The 18,044-nt window shown below is 70.9% G+C and carries 19 protein-coding genes and 1 tRNA gene; 7 read left to right on the forward strand and 13 right to left on the reverse strand.

Annotated elements, in window-relative coordinates; translation table 11 throughout:
• Positions 1-339, forward strand: a 339-nt coding sequence (locus ACP4IX_RS06510) for an ABC transporter permease (protein ID WP_426554964.1), incomplete at its 5' end; no start/stop codon positions are given.
• Between the two features lie 230 nt (positions 340-569).
• Here the strand turns inward: ACP4IX_RS06510 and ACP4IX_RS06515 are convergent.
• Positions 570-803, reverse strand: coding sequence for a DUF2277 domain-containing protein (locus ACP4IX_RS06515; RefSeq protein ID WP_426519471.1), 234 nt, complete (start codon positions 801-803; stop codon positions 570-572).
• A gap of 4 nt (positions 804-807) precedes the next feature.
• Positions 808-1,341, reverse strand: a complete 534-nt coding sequence (locus ACP4IX_RS06520) for a GNAT family N-acetyltransferase (RefSeq protein WP_426554965.1) — start codon at positions 1,339-1,341, stop codon at positions 808-810.
• Positions 1,342-1,486: 145 nt separating this feature from the next.
• On the opposite strand from ACP4IX_RS06520, the gene ACP4IX_RS06525 reads away from it, so the two are divergent.
• Entirely contained in the window at positions 1,487-1,843 is a 357-nt protein-coding gene (locus ACP4IX_RS06525; RefSeq protein WP_426519475.1) for a hypothetical protein, read from the forward strand.
• 252 nt (positions 1,844-2,095) lie between these two features.
• Here ACP4IX_RS06525 and ACP4IX_RS06530 read toward each other — a convergent pair.
• Positions 2,096-2,170 (reverse strand) — tRNA-Val (locus tag ACP4IX_RS06530).
• Positions 2,171-2,396: 226 nt separating this feature from the next.
• On the opposite strand from ACP4IX_RS06530, the gene ACP4IX_RS06535 reads away from it, so the two are divergent.
• The 3 genes from ACP4IX_RS06535 to ACP4IX_RS06545 all read left to right on the forward strand — a co-directional run bounded on the left by ACP4IX_RS06535 (position 2,397) and on the right by ACP4IX_RS06545 (position 5,024).
• On the forward strand, positions 2,397-3,167 hold the full coding sequence (locus ACP4IX_RS06535; RefSeq protein WP_426554966.1) for a DUF4097 family beta strand repeat-containing protein: 771 nt from the start codon (positions 2,397-2,399) through the stop codon (positions 3,165-3,167).
• 71 nt (positions 3,168-3,238) lie between these two features.
• On the forward strand, positions 3,239-4,651 hold the full coding sequence (locus tag ACP4IX_RS06540; protein WP_426554967.1) for a hypothetical protein: 1,413 nt from the start codon (positions 3,239-3,241) through the stop codon (positions 4,649-4,651).
• Between the two features lie 157 nt (positions 4,652-4,808).
• Positions 4,809-5,024 (forward strand): FmdB family zinc ribbon protein, encoded by a 216-nt coding sequence (locus ACP4IX_RS06545; protein ID WP_426519481.1) that lies wholly within the window; start codon positions 4,809-4,811, stop codon positions 5,022-5,024.
• A gap of 98 nt (positions 5,025-5,122) precedes the next feature.
• Here the strand turns inward: ACP4IX_RS06545 and ACP4IX_RS06550 are convergent, their stop codons facing one another.
• Together ACP4IX_RS06550 and ACP4IX_RS06555 are read right to left on the reverse strand one after the other, a co-directional pair.
• Positions 5,123-5,767, reverse strand: a complete 645-nt coding sequence (locus tag ACP4IX_RS06550; protein WP_426519483.1) for a response regulator transcription factor — start codon at positions 5,765-5,767, stop codon at positions 5,123-5,125.
• Positions 5,758-6,900: a histidine kinase gene (locus ACP4IX_RS06555; RefSeq protein ID WP_426519485.1), complete on the reverse strand. Its 1,143-nt coding sequence runs from the start codon at positions 6,898-6,900 to the stop codon at positions 5,758-5,760. The genes ACP4IX_RS06550 and ACP4IX_RS06555 overlap by 10 nt, the downstream gene beginning before the upstream one ends.
• Before the next feature lie 132 nt (positions 6,901-7,032).
• Here ACP4IX_RS06555 and ACP4IX_RS06560 point away from each other — a divergent pair, with 132 nt between their 5' ends.
• The gene (locus ACP4IX_RS06560; protein WP_426554968.1) at positions 7,033-7,869 is read left to right on the forward strand and encodes a DedA family protein; all 837 of its coding nucleotides are present in this window, start codon (positions 7,033-7,035) and stop codon (positions 7,867-7,869) included.
• Here ACP4IX_RS06560 and ACP4IX_RS06565 read toward each other — a convergent pair.
• From ACP4IX_RS06565 to ACP4IX_RS06575, 3 genes are all read right to left on the reverse strand, one after another.
• Positions 7,787-8,599 carry an HAD family hydrolase gene (locus ACP4IX_RS06565; protein WP_426554969.1) on the reverse strand — a complete coding sequence of 271 codons (813 nt, stop codon included), beginning with the start codon at positions 8,597-8,599 and terminating at the stop codon, positions 7,787-7,789. The genes ACP4IX_RS06560 and ACP4IX_RS06565 overlap by 83 nt on opposite strands.
• Entirely contained in the window at positions 8,599-11,319 is a 2,721-nt protein-coding gene (locus ACP4IX_RS06570; RefSeq protein WP_426555077.1) for a phosphoribosyltransferase, read from the reverse strand. The genes ACP4IX_RS06565 and ACP4IX_RS06570 overlap by 1 nt, the downstream gene beginning before the upstream one ends.
• Before the next feature lie 84 nt (positions 11,320-11,403).
• A complete protein-coding gene (locus ACP4IX_RS06575; RefSeq protein ID WP_426554970.1) occupies positions 11,404-12,609 on the reverse strand; it encodes an HpcH/HpaI aldolase/citrate lyase family protein in 1,206 nt (401 codons plus the stop codon).
• Positions 12,610-12,817: 208 nt separating this feature from the next.
• Here ACP4IX_RS06575 and ACP4IX_RS06580 point away from each other — a divergent pair, with 208 nt between their 5' ends.
• Positions 12,818-13,792, forward strand: coding sequence for a TerD family protein (locus ACP4IX_RS06580; protein WP_426554971.1), 975 nt, complete (start codon positions 12,818-12,820; stop codon positions 13,790-13,792).
• Positions 13,793-13,956: 164 nt separating this feature from the next.
• On the opposite strand, the gene ACP4IX_RS06585 is transcribed toward ACP4IX_RS06580, so the two are convergent.
• The 5 genes from ACP4IX_RS06585 to ACP4IX_RS06605 form a co-directional block, all read right to left on the reverse strand.
• Positions 13,957-14,694, reverse strand: a complete 738-nt coding sequence (locus ACP4IX_RS06585) for a TerD family protein (protein WP_426519495.1) — start codon at positions 14,692-14,694, stop codon at positions 13,957-13,959.
• A 167-nt stretch (positions 14,695-14,861) separates the two neighbouring features.
• Positions 14,862-16,004: a DUF475 domain-containing protein gene (locus ACP4IX_RS06590; protein ID WP_426519497.1), complete on the reverse strand. Its 1,143-nt coding sequence runs from the start codon at positions 16,002-16,004 to the stop codon at positions 14,862-14,864.
• Positions 16,005-16,053: 49 nt separating this feature from the next.
• Positions 16,054-16,629 (reverse strand): TerD family protein, encoded by a 576-nt coding sequence (locus ACP4IX_RS06595; RefSeq protein ID WP_426519499.1) that lies wholly within the window; start codon positions 16,627-16,629, stop codon positions 16,054-16,056.
• 162 nt (positions 16,630-16,791) lie between these two features.
• A complete protein-coding gene (locus ACP4IX_RS06600; protein WP_426519501.1) occupies positions 16,792-17,367 on the reverse strand; it encodes a calcium homeostasis/redox stress adaptation protein in 576 nt (191 codons plus the stop codon).
• Between the two features lie 190 nt (positions 17,368-17,557).
• Positions 17,558-18,016 (reverse strand): peroxiredoxin, encoded by a 459-nt coding sequence (locus tag ACP4IX_RS06605; RefSeq protein WP_426519503.1) that lies wholly within the window; start codon positions 18,014-18,016, stop codon positions 17,558-17,560.
• Positions 18,017-18,044 lie beyond the last annotated feature (28 nt).

Genomic DNA, 18,044 nt, shown 5'->3' on the forward strand with positions numbered 1-18,044 from the left:
GCACTCGGACTGCTGGTGCTCTTCACTCTCGCGCTCACCTGGATCGCGGTCGGCATGGGTCTGGTCAGCCCGAACGCCGAGGCCGCCAGCAACAACGCGATGCCGCTCATCTTCCTCCCGCTCATCTCCAGCACCTTCGTGCCGGTCGACGCGATGCCCGGCTGGTTCCAGCCGATCGCCGAGTACCAGCCGTTCACCCCGGCCATCGAGACCCTGCGCGGCCTGCTGCTCGGCACCGGCATCGGCCACAACGGCTGGCTCGCGGTCGCCTGGTGCCTGGCTCTCACCGCACTCGGCTACCTCTGGTCGAAGGCGTCCTTCAACCGTGACCCGAAGTAGCCGACGTGACAGCGCGGGCCGTCGGCCGCGCCCCGCACCGACCCGCACCGCCCCAGGGCGGCGTACTCCGACCCCCGGTCGGTGAACGCCGCCCTGTCGGCGTCCTCGGCCGCCCGCCGAGCCGGGGTGCGGACCCCGCACCGTCCCCGTTCCCGGCCGACCGCTCGGGTACCGGCCAGGCCGGTCACGAAATGCGGGTGTCCCCGCGTCCCGGTGCCGGGGTCTCGGTCTCACGAGGCACGCCGTGTGCCGGCGCCTCCCCGTACCTCCAGGCCTGCCAGCAGTTCGGCCGTGGCCCCGGTGATGGCCTCCACGGCCTGTTCGAAGACTTCCCGATTGTGCGCGGCCGGCGCACGGAACCCGGAAACCTTGCGCACGTACTGCAGGGCGGCGGCCCTGATCTCGTCCTCGGTGGCCTCCTCGGCCAGCACGGGCGGACGCAGTGTCTTGATGCTGCGGCACATGACGTCAGTCTCCCCTCTCCAGGTCCACCCGCCAGTCGTTCGATCTGATCCAGTGGCCCTTCGGATACTCGAAGTCGGCCTGCCCGAGCAGGGTGAACCCGGCCCCGCGGCAGACAGCGTTGGAAGCAGCGTGGCCGACGCTCGGGAAGGCGTGCAGGTACCGGTGCGCCCCGTCGGCCCGGGCCGCCTCCCGCACGGCACGAGCCGCCCGGACAGCCAGCCCCCGCCCCTGGAACTCCGGCAACACCGCCCACCCGGTCTCCCAGACCTCCGCGCCCCGCCAGGTCCGCTGCCAGTACCCGATCGAGCCGACCGTCTCGCCGCCGTCCGCCAGCGTGACCCGGTACATCCGCCCCGCCCCGAGCCCCGTGTACCGCCGGTGCCGCGCCGAGAGCTGCTCCTCGGTCTCCGGCCCGCCCAGGTGCGCGGTCATCTCGGGACTGTTGGTCCTGCGCAGCAGCCACAGGTCCCCCTCCGCCCAGGGGACCAGGCACACCCGCCCTCCGGCACGCCCGGGCCGCTCGTCTCCATCGTCCATGTTCTTCACGGTAGGGCAGGGGTCCGACAGTCGGCCTCGGCAGCGGATCGGCACCCCGACAGCGGATCCCCAGGAAGGCCGCCCTTTCGCGTGAACCACGGAAGGGAACGCGCGCGTCAAAATCGAACAGACGTATCATTGGGATGTGGCTACGACCTATGACTTCCCCAGTGACCTCCTCGCCGGTCAGGAGGAACTGCACCAGGTCCGGGCCGAGCTGTCGGCCCTGCTGAAAAGACTTCCCTGGTCCGTCGAGCCGCTCGACGGATTCAGCGACGCGGGCGGCTGGCGCAAGGTCGAGCGCCCGGCCTCGCCCGGCTGGTCGGCGGACGAACAGGCCGAGGTGGAGAAGCTCCGGCAGCGCGAGCGCGAACTCGCCGTGTTCGTCAGCACCCATCGCTACTGGTCGGAGATCACCGGCCCCGACCAGGTGAACGCACGCTCGGAGCTGAAACGCGCCCACCGGGCCACGGACCGGGAGCCCCCGCCCGAGGACGCCTGAGGAGGCGTCCCCGGGCAGAGCTCGTGAGACCGCCGAGGACGTTCAAGTCCCTGCCGAGTCGGCCGAGCCCGTTCCTGCTCGTCAGCCTGCCGTCCCCGCACGGGTGGGCGCCGGAGGCACCGCCGGGGACTGCTCACGGACCGCATCCCAGGGAGAACGGACCTCACCCCAGGGAGAACACGTACGACCGCATGCGAGAGGCCCCCGGAATACTTCCGGAGGCCTCTCCACCGACGACAGCAGCGCCGGTCCTGGTGGGCGCGGACGGTTTCGAACCGCCGACATCCTGCTTGTAAGGCAGGCGCTCTACCCCTGAGCTACGCACCCAGGACGAGTCGACAGCCTACATGGCCCGGGGTACTGCCCGGCAAACCTGCTGCCATCGGCGCCTCGGCCTGGGGTTAACCCCACCCCCGAACCGGTAGCGGGCCGCATCCCGGCGCGGGCCCGTGCCCTCCTACAGTCTGAGAGCCTCGTCGGGAAAGGGCTCCTTCCGCTCCGGAAAGATCCCCGAACGAGGCACCTCGCCGTCCGTTCCAGGGGGAAACTCGTCATGGCCACCCGTACCCTTCCCGCTCGCGCCTTCGCCGCCGTCGGCACCGTCGCCGTTCTCGTCGCGGGTCTCAGTGCCTGCGCCTCCGCCTCGGACGACAAGGACCCCGAGCAGCGGTCCTTCGCCCTTCAGGGCGACGCCCTCACCATCGACGCCGACGACTCCGCACTGGAGATCGTCGCCGTCGACGGCAATCCGTCCGGCAAGGTCGAGGTGACCCGGTGGTTCCAGGGCTCGGTCGCCCTCGGCTCCCACCCCGAGGTGACCTGGAACATGGACGGCGACCGGCTGAAGCTGCGGACGCACTGCTCCGGCCTGGTCGCCGACTGCGCCACCAAGCACCGCGTGGAGATACCGCGCGGCATCGCCGTCAAGGTGAGGACCGACGACGGCAGCGTGCGGGCGCAGGGCTTCCGGGAGGCGCTGGAGATCCGCACGGCCGACGGATCCGTACACGTCAGCGACGCCACCGGGCCGCTGGAACTGCACAGCGACGACGGATCGCTGCGCGCGGACGTCACCTCGCGCCGGGTGAACGCGTCCACCAAGGACGGCTCGGTCCGCCTCGCACTCGGATCCGTCCCGGACCGGGTGGAGACCCGCAGCGACGACGGCTCCGTGACGGTCTCCCTGCCCCGGGACACGTACAAGGTGTCCGCCGAGAGCGACGACGGATCGGTCGACGTGTCCGTGCCCCGGGACGAAGCCAGCTCCCATGTGGTGACCGCGCGGACCCAGGACGGCGAAGTCACGATCCGAACGGCGAACTGACCGGCCCGTGTGTTCGTCCCTAACGGGTGGGAGAATGAACCCGGGCAGGACGGACGACACGGGAGAGGGATGTGACGGCGACACCATCGCAGCCGTACTCGCCGATGGTGCCGCGCGCGCAGCGCCTGCCGCACCATTCCCACCAGCGCCGCCGCCGCACGCCAGGCGCGGTCCGCGACACGCTCACCCTCGTGGGCCTGCCGCTCCTCGCCGTGCTGACGCTGCCCGCCGCGTTCGCCGGGGGCGGCACCCGCCGCTGGTTCGGCGGGCGGGCCGAGAACCAGCGGGCGGAGGCGCAGGCCGCGAAGGACGACGCGGCGGCCGCCTTCTACGAACTGGACACCGCCCAACGGGACCTGCGGATCTCGATCGAGACGATCGCGGCCGTCGACGCCTCCCCCGCCGCCCGGCGCGCGGTCACCGACTTCGAGGCACTCGGCCGGCGCATCGACGAGGTCAGCCACCAGTACATCAGCGCCGTCGACGCCCATGACCTGGACCGGGACGACCTGGACGCGTCGGCGGCCTCCCGCGCCCGCAGCGAACTGACCGCCGCCAAGAACGAGCTCAGCCGGGTCAGGCAGGACCTCGACCGCTTCGCCGACGGCCTCGGCTCCCTGCTGGGCAAGGCCGAGAACCAGCTGGCCCGGCTGGCACCCTCTGTCGAACGCGCCCGGCAGGCCCTGCTCGCCGCCTCCAACGCCCTGGACGCCGCCCGGGGATCCGGGCTGCGAGCGGACGACCTCGCCGCCCGGCTCGCCACGCTCGGCCCGGAGCTCACCCGGCTGAACCAGGGCGCCGGACAACACGGCGTCCCCCAGACCCTCGAGCGGGCGGAACGCGTCACCCGAGAGGCCGAATCGGTCCGTGCCGAAGCCGAACGACTGCCCGAACGCGCCGCCGAGATCGGCCACCGGCTGGTCTCCCTGCGCACCCGCGCCCAGGCCCTGACCACCCGCACCGACCAGGTCGAACCGGTACTGAGCGAGCTACGGCGGCGCTTCACCGTCGCCTGCTGGCAGGACCTCCAGCACGTACCGGACCAGGCCACCGAATCCGTCCGGCAGGCCGAACGGAAGCTGGCCGAAGCCCAGACCGCCCGCGACGAACAGCGCTGGCCCGACGCCACCGCTCTGCTGTCGACGGCACGGGCGCTGCTGAACTCGACCGACGAGGCCGTCTCCGCCGCCGGCGACCGGCTGCGGCAGCTGAACGCCGTGCAGAAGGACCCTCAGCAGGAAATCGAACGCACCCGCTTCGCGATCCGCGACGCCCAGCGCCTGGCCATGGCGGGCCGCAACACCCCCGACCCGCGGCACGCGCGCCCGCTGGACGACGCCGTGGCCCGGCTCGAGCGCGCGATCACCGTGCTGGAGGGCCGGCACCCCGACTACTGGCACTTCCTGACGGAGACGGAAGCGGTCCGACAGACGGTCGCCCACGTGGTCACCCGGATCCGTGAGGAACGCGGAGCCGGCCACTGACCACCGAGCGGTCGCCGGTTGCGGATACCCGGTGCGCCCCCGCCCGGGCTCTCGTTTCCGCTCCCCACCGGGTTCGCGCCGCGTCCCCGGTCCGCATTCCGTACCGGGTTCTCGTCGCCGGGGCGAGCCACCCGGCCGGGCCGGTTAACCTGTGCGCATGCCTCGCTACGAGTACCGCTGCCGGAGCTGCGACGACACCTTCGAACTGAGCCGCCCCATGGCCGAGTCCTCCGCTCCCGCCGCCTGCCCGGCGGGCCACGACGACACGGTGAAGCTGCTGTCGACGGTCGCGGTCGGCGGCTCGTCCTCCGCGCCTGCCCCGGCACCCTCGTCGGGTGGCGGCGGCTGCTGCGGCGGCGGCTGCTGCGGCTGACCTCCCGGCCCGGGGCACGCGCCCGGCGCAGCCGCGCCGGCGCCTCGGCCTTGCTCGGTCGACGGCTGCTCCTTCAGCCTCCTCAGCCAGCGCCTCCCTCAGCTGCCCAGATAGCGCAGCACCGCCAGCACTCTGCGCGAATAGCCCTCACCCCCGGTCAGTTCCAGCTTGTCGAAGATCGCGTTGGTGTGCTTCTCCACCGCGCTCTGCGAGATGTGCAGCCGCCGCGCGATCGCCGCGTTGGTATGGCCCTGCGCCATCTCGGCCAGTACGTCCTGCTCCCGCGCGGTGAGCCGGGCGAGCAGGTCGGTGTGGGTCGTGCGGCCGAGCAGCTGGCGGACGACCTCCGGGTCGAAGGCGGCCCGTCCGGCGGCCACCCGCTCCAGCGCGTCCAGGAACTCGTCGATCTGGACCACCCTGTCCTTGAGCAGATACCCCACTCCTTCCGTCTCACCGGTGAGCAACTCGGTCGCGTACCGCTTCTCGACGTACTGCGAGAGCACCAGCACCCCGACCGCCGGCCAGCGCCGGCGTATCTCCAGAGCCGCGCGCAGGCCCTCGTCCGTGTGGGTGGGCGGCATCCGGACATCAGCGACGACCACGTCCGGCGGGTCCTCGGCGACCGCCTTGAGCAGCAGCTCGGCATTGCCGACGGCGGCGAGCACCTCGTGCCCTTCCTCTGCCAGCAGCCGCACGAGCCCCTCCCGCAGCAGGGTCGAGTCCTCGGCGAGGATCAACCGCATGGCAGTTCCGCGGCCACGAGGGTGGGCCCGCCCGGCGGGCTGACCACGCTGAGACTGCCGTCGAGGGCGGCGACGCGCCGGGCGAGCCCGAACAGTCCGCTGCCGGCGGCGTTCGCCCCGCCGCATCCGTCGTCCTGGACGCGCACGTACATCCGGTCCTCCTCCACTCTGACGGCGACGCTTATCCGGGTCGGCGCCGCATGTTTGACCGCGTTCGTGACCGCCTCGCAGACAACGAAGTACGCGACGGTCGCCACGGCCTGCTCGGGCTCCTCGGCGAGGTCGTACTCCACGCCCACCGGCACGGACGCCCGCTCGGCGACCGTCTCCAGCGCCGCGCGCAGCCCCGCTTCGTCCAGCGTGGTCGGGTAGATCCGCCAGGCGACCTCGCGCAGCTCGTCCAGGGCGCGGCGGCTCTCGTCGTGGGCCTGGCCCAGCAGCTTGTCCCGGCGGTCGGCGTCCTGGCTGCGGCGGGCACGGCCGAGCAGCATGCCGAGGGCTACGAGACGCTGCTGCACGCCGTCGTGCAGATCGCGCTCGATGCGGCGTCGTTCGTCGTTCACCGCGTCCACCACGGCGGCGCGGCTGGCGGACAACTCAGCGATCCGCCGCTCCAGCTCCTCCTGGTGGCGAGGGCCGAGGAAGTGACGCGCCAGCTGTCCCTCCAGTCCGACCACGCCGAATATTCCCTGCACGGTGAGGAACACGAGAAAGAAGCCGCCCAGACTGCCGAGGACGAACGAACCGGGGTTGCGTATGCCGTCCAGCAGGAGCCAGCCGTATATCCCGAAGGTGCCGTACCCGAGGCCGATCGCGGCGGTCAGCATCACCACCCCGCCCAGGACGCCCAGGGCCCAGTGGCAGGCCACGTACCGCAGCGCCCGCACGTCCTCGTACGCGGGCGTGACACGGAGGTCCAGCCACATCGCCAGCCGGGCTCGCTCCAGCTCCGCCAGTCTGCGCGCGCCCACGAGGACCGGGCGCAGTACGGCACGCCGGCCGGCAGGCCAGGCCGCCACGGTCAACAGGGCCGCACCGGCCAACAGGGCGAAGAGCAGCTCGACGGCGGCGGCGGCGACCCCCATGATGAGGCCCACCCCGCACCGCACTACGCGTCGCGCCATGTCTCGCATGATCGCGAGGCTAGCCGGGCGCGACAACGGCACGCACTGCGGAAAACCACAATTCCCGCCTGCGGTACACCACAGGCGATCTTGCGGTCTTCCTCAGTCTCCCTTCAGCTGCGATTTTCTAGCGTGGTCGCCATGACAGCCATCGCAGCGCAGACGGCCGCAGACAGCGGTGCGGCACCGCAGTGGATCAACGACCTCATGGACGCGCTCGGTGCACCGGGCGCCGGCCTCGCCATCGCTCTGGAGAACCTCTTCCCTCCCCTGCCGAGCGAAGTGATCCTGCCGCTCGCCGGGTTCGCGGCGAGTTCCGGCCGGATGAACCTGATCGCCGTCCTGCTGTGGACGACGGCGGGTTCGGTCATCGGCGCACTCGCGCTGTACGGGGTCGGTGCGTTGCTCGGCCGGGACCGTACGGTGGCGATAGCGGGCAAGCTGCCGCTGGTGAAGGTGTCGGACATAGAGAAGACCGAGGCGTGGTTCCAGAAGCACGGGACCAAGGCGGTGTTCTTCGGCCGGATGATCCCGATCTTCCGCAGCCTGATCTCCGTGCCGGCAGGCGTGGAGCGGATGCGGCTTCCCGTCTTCCTCGCGCTGACCACGCTGGGCAGCGCGATCTGGAACACCGTGTTCGTCCTCGCGGGCTACGCGCTGGGGGACAACTGGTCCGAGGTCTCGGGCATAGCCTCCACGTACTCGAAGGTGATCCTCGCGATCGCCGCCCTGGCGCTGCTGGTCTTCATAGGCATGCGGCTGCTGCGGCCGGGGGCCGGCCATCGCAGGCGGGCGAGCGGACACGACCGCGGACAGGACATACGTCCGCCGGCCGACGACGACTGCTCCGGCACCGGGGACGGTGCCGAAGACAGTGCCGGGGGTCCGGACGGGGTCAGCGAGCCGGGCCCACCGCACGCAGGAACTCTTGGAGGATCCGCTCACCGGCCAGCACGCCGCGCTCGGGCAAGGCGCTGATCGCCGGTGCCGTCCAGTCGGAGTCGGCCAGCTCTCCGTGGCCGGGGCGCCAGCCCCGGTCGGCGGCGAGCAGCAGATCGGCGTCGAGGAGGGAGTCGCCGGCGGCGAGGGTGAGATCGGCGCCGGTACGGCGGGCGACCTCGTGCACGGCGGCGCTCTTGGTGAGCGGCTTGGGAACGGCATAGATCTTGCGGCCCTGGAGGGACACGGTCCAGCCGAGGTTCTCGGCCCACACGGCGAGTTCCTTCACCCAGTCCTCGGGCAGTAGTTCGCGCTCGACGACGAGGTAGGCGAAGAGGTCCTCGGCGACCCGGTGCTTGCGCACCCACAGCGGGTCGGCGGTGTCCATCAGGTGGTCGCGGACCTCGGCCAGCGAGGCGCACTCGTCGGCCAGCCGCGCGGTCACCCGCGCGTGCCAGTCCGGGTCCGAGACGCCGTCCACCAGCAGGTGACCGCCGTTGGCGCAGATCGCGTACTTCGACGGAGGGCCGGGGAGGTTGATGCGCTGGTACTGCGCGCGGGTCCGGGTGGTGGTCGGCACGAAGACCGCCGTGTCACCGAGGTCGGTCAGCAGCCCGGCTGCCGTCTCGGTCATGTAGGAGAGGGGTTTGCTCTCGTAGACCTCCACGCACAGCAGCCGGGGTGCCCGCAGGTCGGGCATGGTCAGCCCGAGTGCGGCGGCGGAGTAGATCAGCGTGCGGTCGAGGTCGCTCGCGACGAGCACCGGCATCAGAGCGCCACCGCCTTGCCGTCGGCGCCGGTGGCGCCCCGCGTGTACTTGGGGTGGATCAGCCCGACACAGGTGTAGGGCAGGTCGGTGACCTCCTCCACGGGCACGCCCCGCTGTTCGGCCAGCAGGCGTACGTGGTCCAGGTCGGCTCCCGCGCCGGCCCGGGCCAGCACCTTCCAGGGCACGCGGCGCAGCATCACGCGGGTGGTCTCACCGACGCCGGGCTTGACGAGGTTCACGTCGTGGATGCCGTACTCCTCGCTGATGCGCTCGACGGCGGCCCAGCCCTCCCAGGTGGGGGTGCGGTCGGCGGAGAGAAGCTCCTTGGCTTGGGCTTCGACCGTGTCGGCGACGTCCGGGTAGCGGGCGGAGACGGCGTCGAGGAAGGCCGGCGACAGGTCGGCGCCGGCGAGTTCGCGGTAGAACTTCGCGCCGTGGAAGTCGTGCCGGCCGACGAGGTCGGCGCGGAGCACGGTGCGGGATATCAGGCCGGAGACCGTGGAGTTGAGGCAGGCGGAGGGGATGAGGAAGTCGTCGCGGGTGCCGTAGGTGCGTACGCAGGAACCGGGGTCGGCCAGCACGGCGATCTCCGGGTCGAATCCGGTGATGCCGTCAGAAGCCTCGAAGTCGCGCAGGGCGGCGGCGAGTTCGCGGGTGATGGCGCCCTTGCCGGTCCAGCCGTCGACGAAGACGACGTCGGAGGGGTCGTGTCGGTCGGCCAGCCAGCGCAGCGCGTTGGCGTCGATGCCGCGGCCCCGGACGATCGACACGGCGTAGTGAGGAAGGTCGAGACCGTGACGGAACTGCGCCCAGCGGCGCATCAGGATACCGACGGGGGTGCCCGCGCGGGCGAGCGAGACCAGTACGGGACGGGGCGACCGCTCCTCGAGCACGATCTCGGTGACGGCGCCGACGGCGCGGGCCAGCCGGGCGGAGGACGTCTCCAGGGCGGCGTGGAACAGCTCCTGGTACTGCTCGGTGGGCTGGTACTCCACGGGCAGCGACTCCGCGTAGTGCGCGCCGCCGCTCTGGATCGCTTCCTCGCGTTCCTCGGTCGGTGCCTCCAGCGTCACGTCCGAGAGGTCCTGGAGCAGCCAGCCGACCTCGTCGGGCGCGTACGAGGAGAAGTCGGGACCACGCAGGGGCTCGGGCAGCATGGAGGGCCTTTCGGAGGCATGCGGGGCGTGCGGGACGTACGACGGAACGACCGCGAGCAGAACGTGCGGGACGTGGGAGGCGAGCCGGGCCAGCAGACCGTCGGGCGCGTGCAGTGCGGGGGTGTCGGCGGCCGAGTCGACGACGGCGACGACGGCGTCGAAGCCGGCTCCCGCGACGTTGTAGGCGTAGCGCTCGCCGGGGCCGTCGGCCGGGTCGTCGTGCGCGGGAAAGACGAGGCGGGTGCGTATCGCGTATCCGGGGTCGTCGACCGCGAGGACCGGAGAGCGGGTGGTGGTGGAGTAGCGCACGTCGGCGTCGGCGGTCTGCTCCAGCGCGTGGGCCAGACGCAGCGGGGCGTACATCAGCTCCTCGAAGCCGAGGACGAGCACGCGGCGGGCGCCTGCGGGCAGCGCCTCGGTGATCCGCTCCGCCATGGCGGGCAGGGCGCTCTCCAGCCGGTCTCGCTGTGCGGCCGTGAATCCGTGCCGTCCCCCGTCGGGGAGCCCGCCGGGCCACCCCAGTTCGACGCGCGCGATGGAGCCGGGGGAAGACGGGGTGGGCACCTCGGGACGGGCGGTGGCGCCGTGTGCGTGTGCTCCCGGGCGGACCGGGGCGGGAGCGGCGGCACCGGCAGCGGCGCCTTCGGAGTCGGGCACGTGGGCGGGGCCAGGCCCGGCACCAGCACCAGCACCAGCACCAGCACCAGCAAGCGGACGTTCTCCGGCCGGTCCCACCGCGACGCTGCCGGTGGCCGCTGCGGGGCCGGCTGCCGCGGCGTCGGCGTCGGGCGTCCCTGCGACCGGGCCTTCCGGGGTCGGCCCCGCAGCGCGGGCCTCGTACCGGGCGACCAGTTCCTGTCCCTTCTCCAGTACGCCCTCCGGCAGCCGGACCGTGCCCGAGGCGGTCGTCACCAGGTCCACGCGGGCACCGATCTCCCGGGCGAAGTCCTCCAGCCGGCCGGCGTCGGCGGGCGAGCGCATGTCGACGAGGGCCACCACGACGTACCGCTCGCGGGGATAGCGCTCGTGCAGGGCGCGGACGGTGTTGAGGACCGTGTTGCCGGTGGAGAACTCGTCGTCGACGAGGACCAGCGGCCCGTCACCGGCCAGCAGCGCCGGGTTCTCGGGCAGCAGGAGGTGGGAGGTCGCGTGCGAGTGGGACTCCTCGAAGCCGCCCGCCCGGGCGACGCCGGTGACCGGACGGCGGGTGGAGTGCAGGTACGGGGCGGGCCCTAGGCCGTCGGCGACCGAGTGGCCGAGGCCGGTGGCGGTCTCCGCGTAGCCGAGGACGACCGCGCCCTCGGCCGCCTCGGCGCCGAGCAGTTCGCGGACCCGGCGGCCGAGGGCGACGCCGTGGCCGTACACGACGGAGGGCGACTGCGGGACGTGCTTGCCGAGCACGTTGGAGACGAGCAGGTGCGCGCGCTTGGGGTTGCGGCGCAGGGCGAGTCCCAGCAGGCCGGTCAGCCTGTCGTCACCGGTGAGCTCGACGCCCAGCCGCTCGGCGACCCAGCTGCCGGACCAGACTCCGGCGCCCTCCTCCGCGCGCGCCCTCTCGGTCATGTACTCGTGCCTCCCGTTGTCCACCGTGGCATGGGCCCTTGCGTCGGTCATGAATTCCTTGCGTCGGTCATGGATTCCCTGCGTTCAGTCGGACAGGCCGGCGGCGAGCAGTTCCACGAAGCCGATGTCCTCGTTCGCCACCCCGAAGACCTCGGCGCGCAGCAGCGTGCGCTCGGCCCAGGCCCGGTGGGGCTTCACCTCGTTCATCTTGTTCGTGTAGGCGGACCTCAGCACACCCCCGCCGCCGCGTTCGGGCCGCAGGATGTCCTGGGCGTCGCTGAACTCCTCGTGGCTGACGACGGACAGCGCGTGCACGGGGAGCACGTGCGAGGGGTGGATGCAGGTCTTGCCCAGCAGGCCGTTGGCGCGGTCCAGGGAGATTTCCCGCAGCAGGCCGTCCATCGCGTGTTCGATCAGCTTCTGACGCAGTTCGACGGCCTGCACCTCCAGGAAGGGGCTCTGCCGCAGTTGCGGTTTGAACATCCTCTCCTGGACGCGGAAGTACTCCCAGACCGGCCCGGTGACCGTGAATCCGGTGCCGTCGGCCCGGGCGAGCATGTTCACCACGTCGGCGATCACGGAGGCGACGATCTGGACGTCGTACGCCGTCATGTCGGGGCCCCGGCGCAGCCCGTAGGAGGAGCAGAAGTCGGTCACGCCGAGTCGGAGGGCGAGCACGCGGTCGCGGTACTTGTCGACCGCCCGGAAGATGCCCTCCAGCGTCTGCACCCGGGACTCCCGGTACAACAGGTCCGGGGACTCCAGCACGGGCATGGCGAAGAGCCTGCGGTCGCTGGCGGCCTCGGCGGCGGAGAGCGCCTCCAGGAAGGGCATGCCGCGTTCCTCGGTGAACTTGGGCAGCACGAACCCGGACAGCAGCCGTACGGCGGGTCCGAGGCGCCGTACGAGGTCGGGTATCTGCTCGGGGGTGCGGACCCGGACGAACAGCAGGGGGATGTCGGCGTCGGCGGAGGGCTCCCCTGCTCGAGCGGTGCCGCGAGCTCGGGGGAGTTCTGCCAGGAGCGTGAGCTGACGGACGAGGTTCTCCTCGCCGACCGGTACGTCGGCGTCGTCGATCGAGTCCTCCAGGCACAGCACCATCGACCTCACGCCGCACGCGCTCTGTTTGAGGATGTCGTCGGCGAGCCTGGGCCGGGTGGCCGGGCTGTAGAGCGTGGCGCCCAGGGCAGCGGACAGCAGCCGTGCCGGGGAGTCCGACGTGAAGGTGCAGGGCTCCTGGTGGAAGAGGCGCATCCGCACATCAGGGGCAATCTGTCCGAAATGACGCATCAAAACTCCCCCGTGGTGTCTGGGCGGCCTGGGAACTGTCCAAAGGTGGCCGGTAATAGTACGTACGTATCCATGTCGGAGGTTCCCACCGGGCATGAATTCCAGGTAACCCGGGCATGTCGGCGGCGGCGACCCGGGGTGAGCGGGCACGACCCGCGTACCCGCCCCCGCGTTGTCGTGACCAGGACCGAGAGGGCAGGATGACGGCATGACGCACGCGATGCTGAAGGGGTCGAACGTCCCGCTGCAAGCCACCACGGTACGCGCCGTGCTGCGCTGGGCACCCGGGCAGGGGGTCCCCGACATCGACGCCTCCGCGTTGTTGCTGGGTCCGGACGACCGCGTGCGTTCCGACGAGGACTTCGTCTTCTACAACCAGCCCCGGCACCCTTCGGGTCAGGTCTGGCGGCTCGGCAAGAAGCGGGTCGCCGAGGGCCTGACCGATACGATCCAGACAGACCTCCCCGGGGTCGAGTCCTCGGTGGGCCGGATCCTGCTGGTCGCTTCGGCGGACGGCGCCGCCTTCGACCAGGTCCGGTCGCTGCGCATCCTGCTGTACGACGCGACGGACGCCGACGCGGAACCGCTGGCGTACTTCGACGTCAAGCCGGAGACGGGCGAGGAGACAGCGCTGATCTGCGGCGAGCTGTACCGGCGCGGGGAGGGCTGGAAGTTCCGGGCGCTGGGTGAGGGTTACTCGAACGGGCTGAAGGGCCTGGCGACCGACTTCGGCATCTCGGTGGACGAGTCGGAAGGGGCGGACGACCCCATGTCGGCCCGCCGGCCCGAACCGTCCCCGCACACGTCCGCCCAGTCCGCGTCCGTCCCGCCGGTGGTCGGCCCCGACGAGCCGACGACCGTCCAGCCCGTGCCGGAGATCTCGCGGCCACTGCCTCCCGAGCAGCCCACGGGGGCACCCGCGCAGCCCGCAGGGGTGCCGGCGCAGCCCACAGGGGTGCCGGCACAGCCCGCGTACGGCTACCCGCAGCAGCCGCCGCCGTCACAGCCGGCCTACGGCTACCCGCAGCCGGCTGGACGCGCCGGGTACGGGTACCCGCAGGCGCCGGCCGCGGCGGGGGGCGCCGGCGCACAGGCCGGCTACGGCTACCCGCCACCGGTCACCGGGGCTCCCGACCCGGACTTCCGGCTGCCGCCGCAGGGACCCCAGTTCATCGGGCGGTAACCACCTGCGCGGTGCGCGCGCGGACGCCCGAGCGGCAGGTGCGTGGAGACCGCGCGCCACGCGCGGGGACGACACCCGAGCGCCACGCGCGGGGACGAACCCGGGCAGCACGCGCGGGGGCACCCGAACGCCGCTCGCGGTGTCTCGGCGGTACGGGTGGGGACTCAGCGTTCCGCCTTGCTCTTGTGCCCCCGGCCCCACTGCAGGCCCCACCCGTACAGGCGGTCCAGCTCGCCCTGGAAGCCGTACACGAACTTCACCTCGCGGCGGACGAAGATCTCGCCCTTGACGTTCTCGATCATCACCACGGCGCAGGACCGCGCCTGCGGGTGGCGTTCGTCGAGGCCTATCTCGATACGGGGACCGTTGCTCGGGTAGAGCGTGACGATGGCGTGCGTCCGGTCGAAGGCCGGGGTCTGGTCGTAGATGTAGGCGAAGAGCAGGAGGCGTTTGATGGCGTCCCGGTGGTCGAGGTTGACGTAGAGCGTCTCGCCGGAGCCCGAGCCGAAGCGGTCGTCGCCGCTGAGCTTGACGTAGGGCGGGCCGTTGGCGTCGCCCAGGAAGCCGCCGAGCGGCTGGACGACGCCGCGGGAGCCGTCCTGGAGCTCGTAGAGGCAGCCGAGGTCCAGGTCCACGTTGACCATGCTCTGGCTGTGGCCGACGACCTCGGGGGGCTTGAGCGCCTTGAAGGGGTGCCGCAGCAGGCTCTCTCGCTGCGTGCCCATGATGTCCGAGGTCCGCATCCTCCAGGCGAGGTTGACGCGCAGGTGACCGGTGGCCGCGCCCTGTTTGGTCAGGGAGACCTGGCTGTGCCGTTTGGTCAGCTGGATGGAGTTGGTCGCCGCGTTGCCCGAGTCGAACTCGGCCTCGCGACCGCGCCACAGACCGTCCAAGAAACCCATTCCCGCCCCCACATTCGCTCGTTCCACCGGCCGCGGACCGCCGACGGGGCGGCCCCGAGGAGTCGTCCTCGTCGGCCGCCCCGCACAGAGCGTTCCTCACCCGGACCGTGTTCACACCGAAGGAGCAGGTGCACCGGGGGCGAACCCGGCCCGGGAACAGCAACGTTTCACACCCCGGAGGAGACCTCCGCCTTCTCCTTGCCGCCCTCTCCCCCGGCCTCGGCGAGCCGCTTGTTGCGGCGCACGGAGGACCAGAAGGAGGCGCCGATGAGGACCACGCCGATCATGCCGGTGATGAACTCGTTGATCTCGTACTGGATGGTCACCAGGAGGACGACGGCGAGGGCGCCGATGGCGTAGTGCGCGCCGTGCTCCAGGTAGACGTAGTCGTCGAGGGTGCCCTCGCGGACCAGGTAGACGGTCAGGGACCGCACGTACATGGCGCCGATGCCGAGGCCGAGGGCCATCAGCACGATGTCGTTGGTGATGGCGAAGGCGCCGATGACGCCGTCGAAGGAGAACGACGCGTCCAGGACCTCCAGGTAGAGGAACATGAAGAACGCGGCCTTGCCGGCCAGCCTGACGGCCGACTTGGGCTTGCCGGCGCGTTCGGCCGCCTCTTCGGCCTCGTGCTCGCGCTCCTCCTCTTCTTCGAGCTTGTCCTCGAAGAAGCCGGAGAGACCGCCGACGACCAGGTAGGTGATCAGACCGGCGACGCCGGACAGCAGGACCGTCTCCGCCTTGTCGACGTGGGCGCCGCCGTGCTGGTGGGCGTGGGCGCCGAAGGTGATCGCGGAGATCAGCAGCACGATCAGGGCGATGCAGGCCGACAGCATGTCGACCTTGCCGAGCTTGGCCAGCGGCCGCTCCAGCCATCCCAGCCACTTGATGTCCCGGTCCTCGAAGATGAAGTCCAGGAAGATCATCAGGAGGAACATGCCGCCGAAGGCGGCGATCGACGGATGCGCGTCGGTCACCAGCTCCTGGTAGCGGTCCTTGTCGGTCAGGGCGAGGTCGACGGCCTCGATCGGGCCGAGCGACGCGCTGACCGCCACGATCACGACCGGGAAGACCAGGCGCATGCCGAAGACGGCGATCAGGATGCCGATGGTGAGGAAGATCTTCTGCCAGAAGGCATTCATCTTCTTCAGGATCCCGGCGTTGACCACCGCGTTGTCGAAGGAGAGCGAGATCTCCAGGACGGACAGGATCGCCACGACGCCGAAGGCGGTCCACCCCCCGTAGAAGATCGCGGCCACCAGGCCGAGCGCGGTGACCGCGAACGACCACCCGAAGGTTTTCAGAACCACTGGCTACCCAATCGTGTGTGTACGGGGCTCCCCCGCGCCGTACGCGGCTTTACGAAACGTTGACTCCGAAGTCTAGAGCGATGCCCCGAAGCCCCGACGCGTACCCCTGTCCCACGGCACGGAACTTCCACTCGCCCTGGTAGCGGTAGAGCTCGCCGAAGATCATCGCGGTCTCCGTGGAGGCGTCCTCGCTGAGGTCGTAGCGGGCGAGTTCCTGGCCGTCGGCCTGGTTGACGACCCGGATGAAGGCGTTGCTGACCTGGCCGAAGGTCTGGCCGCGCTCGTCTGCCATGTGGATCGAGACCGGGAAGACGATCTTGTCGCAGTGAGCCGGCACCGCGGAGAGGTCGATCAGCACCGACTCGTCGTCGCCGTCGCCCTCGCCGGTGAGGTTGTCACCGGTGTGCTCGATGGAGCCGTCCGGGCTCTTGAGCTGGTTGTAGAAGACGAACCACTCGTCGCCGAGCACCCGGCCACTGCTGCACGCCAGTGCGCTGGCGTCGAGGTCGAAGGGTGCTCCGGTGGTGGAACGCGCGTCCCAGCCGAGCCCGACCAGTACCTGTGTGAGGTTCGGTGCGGCCTTGGACAGGGAGACGTTGCCGCCCTTGGCCAGCGTGACGCCCATGGTGATCCCTCCCCGGGTGATGGTTCTCGGGTTTCCTGCACGTCCGGCGCCGCACGTGAACCGTGCGGCGCCGGACGGTCGAGGCCGTTCCTCGGACGTGACGGTCGAGGCCGTCGCCTCGGACGTCGCGGTCGAGGCCGTCGCCTCGGACGTATGGGTGCGTCAGACGTTCACGCCGAAGTCCTGGGCGATGCCGCGCAGGCCGGACGCGTAGCCCTGGCCGATGGCGCGGAACTTCCACTCCGCACCGTGGCGGTAGAGCTCACCGAAGACCATGGCGGTCTCCGTGGAGGCGTCCTCGCTCAGGTCGTAACGGGCGATCTCGGCGCCGCCGGCCTGGTTGACGACGCGGATGAACGCGTTGCGCACCTGGCCGAAGGACTGCTGGCGGTTCTCGGCGTCGTAGATCGAGACCGGGAAGACGATCTTCTCGACGTCGGCGGGGACTCCGGCGAGGTCGATCTTGATCTGCTCGTCGTCGCCCTCGCCCTCACCGGTGAGGTTGTCACCGGTGTGCTCGACCGATCCGTCCGGGCTCTTCAGGTTGTTGAAGAAGACGAAGTGCGCGTCGCTGGCGACCTTGCCGCCGCTGTTCAGCAGCATCGCGCTGGCGTCGAGGTCGAAGTCGGTGCCGGTCGTGGTGCGGATGTCCCACCCCAGACCGACGATGACCGCGGTCAGGCCGGGGGCCTCCTTGGTCAGCGAAACGTTGCCGCCCTTGCTGAGGCTGACTCCCACGAGTCCTCCATTGGTGTCCAGGGGCGGGAAGCCCCGAAGTGCGTTGAATGTCGAGCGTCGGATGTCGACCGTCGGATGTCTTTTGCGGATACCGGATCAACGAGTCGATCCTAGTGACGGGTTCCCGTTCACCGCAGGCCCTGAAGCCGACAAATCACAGGGTGTCGATCACGCGGCGATCACGTGCGGGTCACAGGGCGTCGAGCGCCTTGACGTACTCGGCCAGGTCACGGGCGTCCGGCAGGCCGTTGAGGACGGTCCAGCGCACGACGCCCTCCTGGTCGATGATGAAGGTGCCCCGGACGGCGCAGCCCTTGTCCTCGTCGAAGACGCCGTAGGCGCGCGAGACGTTGCCGTGCGGCCAGAAGTCGGACAGCAGCGGGTACTCCAGGCCCTCCTGCTCGGCGAAGACGCGCAGGGTGTGGATGGAGTCGTTGGAGACGGCGAGCACCTGGGTGTCCCGGTCGGAGAACTGCGGCAGGTTGTCGCGCACCTCGCACAGCTCGCCGGTGCACACACCGGTGAAGGCGAACGGGTAGAAGAGCAGCACGACGTTCTTCCGGCCGCGGAAGTCGGACAGCCGGACGGTCGCGCCGTGGTTGTCCTTGAGTTCGAAGTCGGGGGCCTTGTCGCCGACCTGGAGCGTCATGTCCTGTTCGTCCCTTCGTAGGGTGGTT

Source organism: Streptomyces sp. WG5 (assembly GCF_049974565.1).
In the GTDB taxonomy this organism is placed as follows: domain Bacteria; phylum Actinomycetota; class Actinomycetes; order Streptomycetales; family Streptomycetaceae; genus Streptomyces.

Excerpts from the sequence above, each read along its gene's own strand:
- ACP4IX_RS06515 (WP_426519471.1), bottom strand. The coding sequence starts at position 803 with ATGTGCCGCAGCATCAAGACACTGCGTCCGCCCGTGCTGGCCGAGGAG.
- ACP4IX_RS06520 (WP_426554965.1), bottom strand. The coding sequence starts at position 1,341 with ATGGACGATGGAGACGAGCGGCCCGGGCGTGCCGGAGGGCGGGTGTGC.
- ACP4IX_RS06535 (WP_426554966.1), top strand. The coding sequence starts at position 2,397 with ATGGCCACCCGTACCCTTCCCGCTCGCGCCTTCGCCGCCGTCGGCACC.
- ACP4IX_RS06545 (WP_426519481.1), top strand. The coding sequence starts at position 4,809 with ATGCCTCGCTACGAGTACCGCTGCCGGAGCTGCGACGACACCTTCGAA.
- ACP4IX_RS06550 (WP_426519483.1), bottom strand. The coding sequence starts at position 5,767 with ATGCGGTTGATCCTCGCCGAGGACTCGACCCTGCTGCGGGAGGGGCTC.
- ACP4IX_RS06555 (WP_426519485.1), bottom strand. The coding sequence starts at position 6,900 with ATGCGAGACATGGCGCGACGCGTAGTGCGGTGCGGGGTGGGCCTCATC.
- ACP4IX_RS06560 (WP_426554968.1), top strand. The coding sequence starts at position 7,033 with ATGACAGCCATCGCAGCGCAGACGGCCGCAGACAGCGGTGCGGCACCG.
- ACP4IX_RS06565 (WP_426554969.1), bottom strand. The coding sequence starts at position 8,599 with ATGCCGGTGCTCGTCGCGAGCGACCTCGACCGCACGCTGATCTACTCC.
- ACP4IX_RS06570 (WP_426555077.1), bottom strand. The coding sequence starts at position 11,319 with ATGACCGAGAGGGCGCGCGCGGAGGAGGGCGCCGGAGTCTGGTCCGGC.
- ACP4IX_RS06575 (WP_426554970.1), bottom strand. The coding sequence starts at position 12,609 with ATGCGTCATTTCGGACAGATTGCCCCTGATGTGCGGATGCGCCTCTTC.
- ACP4IX_RS06580 (WP_426554971.1), top strand. The coding sequence starts at position 12,818 with ATGACGCACGCGATGCTGAAGGGGTCGAACGTCCCGCTGCAAGCCACC.
- ACP4IX_RS06585 (WP_426519495.1), bottom strand. The coding sequence starts at position 14,694 with ATGGGTTTCTTGGACGGTCTGTGGCGCGGTCGCGAGGCCGAGTTCGAC.
- ACP4IX_RS06595 (WP_426519499.1), bottom strand. The coding sequence starts at position 16,629 with ATGGGCGTCACGCTGGCCAAGGGCGGCAACGTCTCCCTGTCCAAGGCC.
- ACP4IX_RS06605 (WP_426519503.1), bottom strand. The coding sequence starts at position 18,016 with ATGACGCTCCAGGTCGGCGACAAGGCCCCCGACTTCGAACTCAAGGAC.